This is a genomic window from Candidatus Poribacteria bacterium (genome assembly GCA_026702755.1).
Classification (GTDB): domain Bacteria; phylum Poribacteria; class WGA-4E; order WGA-4E; family WGA-3G; genus WGA-3G.
Genome location: JAPPBX010000099.1, coordinates 1 through 6,373, shown reverse-complemented (window position 1 = coordinate 6,373; position 6,373 = coordinate 1). Strand labels below are relative to the sequence as shown.

Sequence of the window (6,373 nt, the reverse complement as noted above, 5' to 3'; positions counted from 1 at the left end):
ATACCAAAAGAACCTTGATAACTATGGCTTTCGCATAACTTCTGAGAAATATCAGACTGGGTGTTATTTCAGTCCATGATGCTCCCAAGTTAGCCGAATGGAAAATTTTGAGAGTATGCGACTTATTTCTCGGCACTTCTTGTTCTACCGTTATTGGCGTGAATCCCAACAGATCGGGCCCCGTCCCAATATAGAGATTATTCTCAGACACCGCCAAGGAGTAAATGGCTCTTGATGTCTCCACCGGCAACTTTTTCCAAGTGCCTGAGTCGAGACGATAGAGACCCCGCGCTGTACCCGTGAACACTGTTTTTCCAACAGTAGCCACTGCAGAAATACTTTCACCTGTCAATCCATCGTTAAAAGGACTCCATTGTGCGCCACCGTCTGTAGATCGAAAAATCCCTTCATCCCTAAGGGCAAGATACATCGTGGAATGGGCTTGCGAGTAGGGACGAGGTGACCTCGCCCCTACTTCATCAATGATGATGAGACCAACAGCGTGTCCCTTTGGTCTGGGACCAATCGTATTCCAGGTTTCACCGCTATCATCTGAAGTAAATATTTCATCGGTGGATACTATGTAAAGGATACCATCACGTTCTGCCATCGGCATTAGCGATGGACCAATTGGAATATCCGTGTTGATGCGTGTCCACGCGGTCGTATCTGTTCCTAATTTGTATATTCCTGTCGGAGCAACAGTATAGACCATCCCTTCGGATGTAGCGAAAATATCGCGTCCCTGTCCCCCTGGCGGCGCGCTGCCCTGCGTCCACTGCGAAGTAGAAAACTTGGCGGAGTCCTCCAATGTAGCAGATGTTGTGGTAGTTATAGAGATTTGTGTGCCAGTTCCGCTGCTTTTACCGACAGTAGCAGCCTGTCCAACTCGGTTTCGCACAGCTGGTTTCACCGCAATATCGAGAATGATAGGTGTGTCAATGATTTCAATGGTAGGTTCGGATTGTGCTTCAAAACTGTACGGCTTTTGAAAACGCGCAAGGTATTGGTTGCTCGCACCGAGCAGCAATATTACCAAAGCTACAGCCGTGCCGAAAGCCGCCCACGGTAGTAAAGGTTTACCAACCGGAGGCGGTATCGGTTTCATATTAGCCACTTCCTGCATGATACGCTCAGTTACTTGAGCCGGGAATGGGATGCTCCCAAGTGTTTCGCGAACCAATAGTTCTTCTTGTTGTTCCTGTAAACGCTCGCGTCCCCGGCGAAGTCGACTCTTGATCGTATTCACCGCGACACCCCTAAGAGTTTCCCAATCTCCTTCGCGGTCATCTCTCCGAGATAGTGGAGCGTTACCACTGTGCGCTCACTCTCCGGCAGCTTTGCCAGAAGTTCTTTGACGAGTTCATGGCGATGTTCGGTGCTCTCTGTCAGCCGTTGTTCCGATACGTAATGTGTGTAAGAAGATTCTTCGATTTCTTCCACAGGCGTGTCCTCCAACGATTGCATCACAGATTTGCTCTTTATGTTCTTTTGAAGCCATTTAAGGCAGAGTCGATTGGCGATGACATACATCCATCCGGAGAACTGCTTCGGATTCCTGAGCTGCGCAAGATTCTTATATACTTGAAGGAAAGTATCTTGCGTAATCTCTTCGGCAACGTGAAAATCGCCAACTTTTCGCCACGCAAGCGCGTGAATACCTTTCTGGTGCTTTCGGACTAAGGCATTGAACGCTGCGTCATCACCGGACAAGATTTTACGAATCAGTTGAACATCGTCTTTTGTTTTCATAGAATACTCCGTGATTGATGAGTGGATTGAATTAGCGTTAGTGTGAATTCGCGTCTAAAAGATATTTCTCTAAAACTTCTTCAAGTTGCCCCAAGTGGTCGCAAGTTTTGTTCTCGGTGTTACAGATTTTGGAATATCGTCACCGGTGGTGATGCGAAAGTTATCAAAAAGCACGGAATAATTTGCGACCCCGAAACCGACTTTACCCTTCGGATAGTCAGGAAACTCGTTCCCATGTCCAAAATTTTTCGCTTCTAAAATTACGGGTCCGAGAACTTGCTTGCCATTAATCCAAAAAGTCAAGCGTTTTCCATGAACGCTCAACTTCAGGTGAGACCAACTTTTCACGTTTAAGGAGCGATAAGGTTTAGTTTTATAGTGCAGAAAAGCCTTTTGATTGATTAAGTTACCACCAAAACAACGCGCCATGGATTCAGGTTCGGGGATCGGCATATCCCCAATTGTACAGAGGACTCCCCATGTCTGATCTTTTTTGTCCTTATGAATCCGCGAGCCAATCATAATATGGGCAGGTCCATGTTTTCGGAGTGGCTTAACGTCAATCTCAATATCGTAATCTTGCCACTCTTCATCCCCGATGACAAATAAACGCGTCACACGCTGATTACCAATTATTAAAGACTCAAGTTGCCCGCGAACAATTTTCAAAGAATGGAACCCGGCATGCCCATTTAATATTTTCAGTTCCTGCAACTGTTCTATAATATCTCTATCATCAAAAGTTTCCAGAAATACCTCTGCCCCTGCGGAACAGGTTAGGATAAATATGCCCAATCCAATGCTTAAGGCTTTCATGATGTTACTCCATTCTAATATAATCTTTGTTTTATTTTCAACTCATGTTACTTGAGCTTTTTTACGCAGCCCTCTTTGCTGGCGAGGTTTTAAACCTCGTCCAGCAGTGGGTGGACCTTAAAGTTTACCAGAAATTTGCGTAAGTCCTACTCATGTTACTCGAACCCTTTTATAATTAAAGATACTATTTTGAGAGGGAAAGGGTGCATAACCTGAAATAAATTGAATTTTTCGACTGAAAAGCCGCAATTTTAAGCAAGGCTTACGCTAATTCTTTGCTTCTGGTGTTTGCTTAGACAGCACTCAGAGAAGCATATGGCGCGTAAGCCTCACAATATCGATGGAACAGAATAGCCAAAGGGTTTATCACTTTGTCCTATAGAAAAGCGGACGAAGACCTCACCTTGGCGCGTTCGATTTGTTCCTTACTGCGTTCAATCTCCGCTTTGGGGCGTTCAATTAATTTCTACCAGCTTGTCAATGTAAGCCGCTTTATACGTTTCCCAGTCATCTGTCGGTGGAATATCAAGAACTCCTGACTGCCACAGATTCGGATTGTCTTCCAGAAGTGCCAAAGCATGCCGATGTAACAGGGTGGAGGCATACTCGTAGAAGTTTCCTATGATGATGTCTCTCTCCAAAAGCAGCTGGAGCCACTCCGCCCGTGGATACCTTGCATCTATCTCACTTATTGTGAGGTTACTGCTATAACTTTCAGTTTCTATACCGTTGTCCTTGCGCGATAGGCTTACTTCGGTTTTTGCGTGTCCCTTATTGTAATCCGCATCTAACGCTTTCATCAGTTCTTGGACATTTTGGGAACCGGTATATTTCTTGTCATTGGACCGCATACTCGGTGATATAATTTCAAGTTCAGTGGTTATCATTGAAGATGTACCGGATACCGAACGTACACAGAACCGCATACTCAAAGTACTTTCCATTCTTAGTATCTCCTTTTAATTCAGAGGCGTTATGTTGCCTCGTGTTTGAAGTTTAACCTTTGAACAATATTCGCCAAAAAAGGCGAGGTATTTGCGTAACGCAATGAACATCGCTGATAATTCGGCTATCATTAGTCTCCCGCAAAGTACTTCGTATCAAATATCGGAGCGGAAGAATTTCAGAAACGCTGCGGTTGTCAACACCACCGCAAAGAAGCATAGGAAGAGCACATCCATCAGTGAGTGCCTTAACGTTTCATCTAAAGAAGGGACTGCTATAGGCGGTGGCTGCGCAATTGTGTAGAGATCATCGGGATGGTAACTTCTGACGGAAGCGTGATCTACTATTTTACTGAACAGATCCGCGTGAAGTGCGCCATAATAACGATCCGCTGCTTCAAAATAGTTGTGTTTTTTAATCTTTCCAGTCTGTGTCAAGTTCGTGGTGAGATAAATTAGGGAAGATGTCGGTGTGATTCGTGAGAGGGTTTCGCCGACCGCTTCCTGTCGCGCTTTCTCTCGCTGATAGTTCCTATCTATCTGGTCGGTGCGATCCGCGAATTTCTGCTTATATGCGCCTTCAAGCGGTTGCACCAGTTTATCGAACTCCTGTCCTACTGCAAACATCTGTTCATGGGAAGCCTTCGGACGATCTTTCCAGAATTCTTGGTGCATCTCCTTTTTTCTTTTTTCAAGTTCAGCATTGAAATTTTCGCGGAGTGCAGTCTTTTCGAGATAAACGCTCTGCGCGGTTTTTGTGGGTACGATTAATTTCGCAGCGACAAACCCGATGCGTGGCACAATCAGCACAGCGAATACCCAGACAGTGAAGGCGACGATGAGGGCTGTTTTGGCGTTATCTAAATAGGTGGAAATCACCGTGCCGATGGCGAAAAATACACCGATGTAGAGCAGCGCGGCGAGCATCAGAATCATGACGCGTGGGAAAACCTCTGGCTCACCCAGGGGAAACCCTTGCCAGACGATGACGAGTAAACCGAAGAGAAACGCTACCAAAAACGGCACCACGAACACGATGTATCCGCCAATGAGTTTGCTCCATAAAAAAAGGTCGCGTGGCAGGGCGTTCGCTAAATTAATCCGCAACGTGCCGGCTTCTCTTTCCCCAGCAACGGCATCGAAGGTAAACAACAGTGCCAGCAAACTGAAGACAGTGCCGATGACAAACAGAAAATCGAGATGCCCTAAAAGGTGGGCAATAGAGTCGGAAACGGTCGCCGGTGGACCTTGGGTAATCCCATTACGCGTCATCCCCAGATAACTTGGCAGTGCGTCCCCCAATCCATTTGCGAAAACGCTCAAGGGTGTCGGTTTGAGGAAGAGTTTAGAGACTTCCAGCTCCGGTTCCAGTTCCATACTCGGATTTATGATCTTTTCTTCGATGTTTGACAGTTTAACGGATTCTTGGTAATCCAAAAGGTTTTTACGATAGTTTTGATGATTGATAGAGAGAGTCAACGGAACAAGCAATAGACACATCAAAAGGAGCATAACAAACCGGACGCTCAGAATATGATGCATCACCTCTTTTTGAACTAACGTCATCAACATATTGAACTCCCTTTAATTTTATTCTAATTTGGCTCGTCAGGAGGAAGTGGTTCCTGAGGATGCATCGGTTCTTCGGAGCGTTCTAAAGCCTCTTGTGCGCGCGCAATCTGTTTCCTTACATGCTCAAGTTGCTTCCTAACATGCTCAAGCTGCTGTGATTTCAACGCCTTATGTTCAAGTTGAGTCATAGCGCGCACAATTGATTCCTTACTGCGTTTAAGGGCAAGTTTAATTTGCTCTCTACTACGTTCAATCTGTTTCCCAGTGTGCTTACTTACCAACTTATTGATGTAAGCGGCTTTATAAGTTTCCCAATCATCTGTTGGTGGAATACCGCGAAACCCTGCCTCATACAAATCCGGATTGTCTTCCAAGAGGATCAAAAGGTAACGCTTTGATAGCAAGGACGCATACTCGTCGGAGTTATCTATAGTGATGCCTTTATCCAAAAGCAGCTGAAGCCATTCCGCTCGTGGATACCTTGCATCTATCTCACTTATTGTGAGGTCGCTGCTATAAGTCGTGGCTTTTGGCCGTTCTAATATCTCCCCGTTGCGAATCACTAAGCTGCCATTGGATATAATCACTTTGGTCTCTGGTATGGTCTCTGGTAGCTTCTTTGACAGTCCCTTATTGTAATCCGCATCTAACGCTTTCATCAATTCCTGCGCGTTTTGAGGACCGGTATACCTTTTATAATTGGATGACACTGTCGGAGTGAATTCAATGGATTCACTTTTTACGTGTGTATTCGACGATCCAGTTTCGGAACCTTGTGTATATGCATAGGTGCCTCCCCACAAAAGGATGGCGAATCCTAAAGTTGCGAAGAATGGAAGCCTTGCGAGAGTTTCTCCCCAGTGAAAAATGCGTTTCATTTTTAGCATCTCCTTTTAATTCAGAGGCGTTGTGTTGCCCCATGTTTCAAGTCTAACCTTTGGACAATATGCGTCTATATTCTCAAGACGCGTTTTAAACGTTGCCAGTAATTCGGCTATCATTAACATACTGAGTCGGACTTCGCATCAAATATCGGAACGGAAGAATTTCAGAAATGCCACGGTTGTCAATATCACAGCAAAGAAGCAGAGCAGCAGCACATCCACCGCCGATTGACGGAGCGTTTCTCCTAAAGTCGTTATCTCCAAAGATGGTGGTTGTGTAATTTTGACGGGTCTGTGTTGTCTGCTATAAGTATAATCTATAATTTTGCTGAACAAATCTGTATAGAGCATGTACTGCCACCGGAAATTTAGACCACTCTCTAAAACAAGATTGTGATACAATAA

Annotated in this window: 7 protein-coding genes; all 7 read right to left on the bottom strand. The window is 45.2% G+C overall.

Annotated elements, in window-relative coordinates; all coding sequences use genetic code 11:
* Positions 1 to 1,249 (bottom strand): hypothetical protein (locus tag OXH39_19895; protein MCY3552726.1); only part of this gene is annotated, 1,249 nt, incomplete at its 3' end.
* Complete coding sequence (locus OXH39_19890; GenBank protein MCY3552725.1) at positions 1,246 to 1,752, bottom strand: RNA polymerase sigma factor; 507 nt, start codon at positions 1,750 to 1,752, stop codon at positions 1,246 to 1,248. The genes OXH39_19890 and OXH39_19895, both read right to left, overlap by 4 nt.
* A 69-nt stretch (positions 1,753 to 1,821) precedes the next feature.
* A complete protein-coding gene (locus tag OXH39_19885) occupies positions 1,822 to 2,568 on the bottom strand; it encodes a DUF1080 domain-containing protein (protein ID MCY3552724.1) in 747 nt (248 codons plus the stop codon).
* Positions 2,569 to 3,023: 455 nt separating this feature from the next.
* Positions 3,024 to 3,512: a hypothetical protein gene (locus OXH39_19880; protein MCY3552723.1), complete on the bottom strand. Its 489-nt coding sequence runs from the start codon at positions 3,510 to 3,512 to the stop codon at positions 3,024 to 3,026.
* Between the two features lie 156 nt (positions 3,513 to 3,668).
* On the bottom strand, positions 3,669 to 5,078 hold the full coding sequence (locus OXH39_19875) for an ABC transporter permease subunit (GenBank protein MCY3552722.1): 1,410 nt from the start codon (positions 5,076 to 5,078) through the stop codon (positions 3,669 to 3,671).
* Positions 5,079 to 5,107: 29 nt separating this feature from the next.
* Positions 5,108 to 5,962, bottom strand: coding sequence for a hypothetical protein (locus OXH39_19870; GenBank protein MCY3552721.1), 855 nt, complete (start codon positions 5,960 to 5,962; stop codon positions 5,108 to 5,110).
* A gap of 147 nt (positions 5,963 to 6,109) precedes the next feature.
* Positions 6,110 to 6,373: hypothetical protein (locus tag OXH39_19865; GenBank protein MCY3552720.1), on the bottom strand; the 264-nt coding region annotated here is incomplete at its 5' end.

Excerpts from the sequence above, each read along its gene's own strand:
- OXH39_19875 (MCY3552722.1), bottom strand. The coding sequence starts at position 5,078 with ATGACGTTAGTTCAAAAAGAGGTGATGCATCATATTCTGAGCGTCCGG.
- OXH39_19885 (MCY3552724.1), bottom strand. The coding sequence starts at position 2,568 with ATGAAAGCCTTAAGCATTGGATTGGGCATATTTATCCTAACCTGTTCC.
- OXH39_19870 (MCY3552721.1), bottom strand. The coding sequence starts at position 5,962 with ATGAAACGCATTTTTCACTGGGGAGAAACTCTCGCAAGGCTTCCATTC.
- OXH39_19880 (MCY3552723.1), bottom strand. The coding sequence starts at position 3,512 with ATGGAAAGTACTTTGAGTATGCGGTTCTGTGTACGTTCGGTATCCGGT.
- OXH39_19890 (MCY3552725.1), bottom strand. The coding sequence starts at position 1,752 with ATGAAAACAAAAGACGATGTTCAACTGATTCGTAAAATCTTGTCCGGT.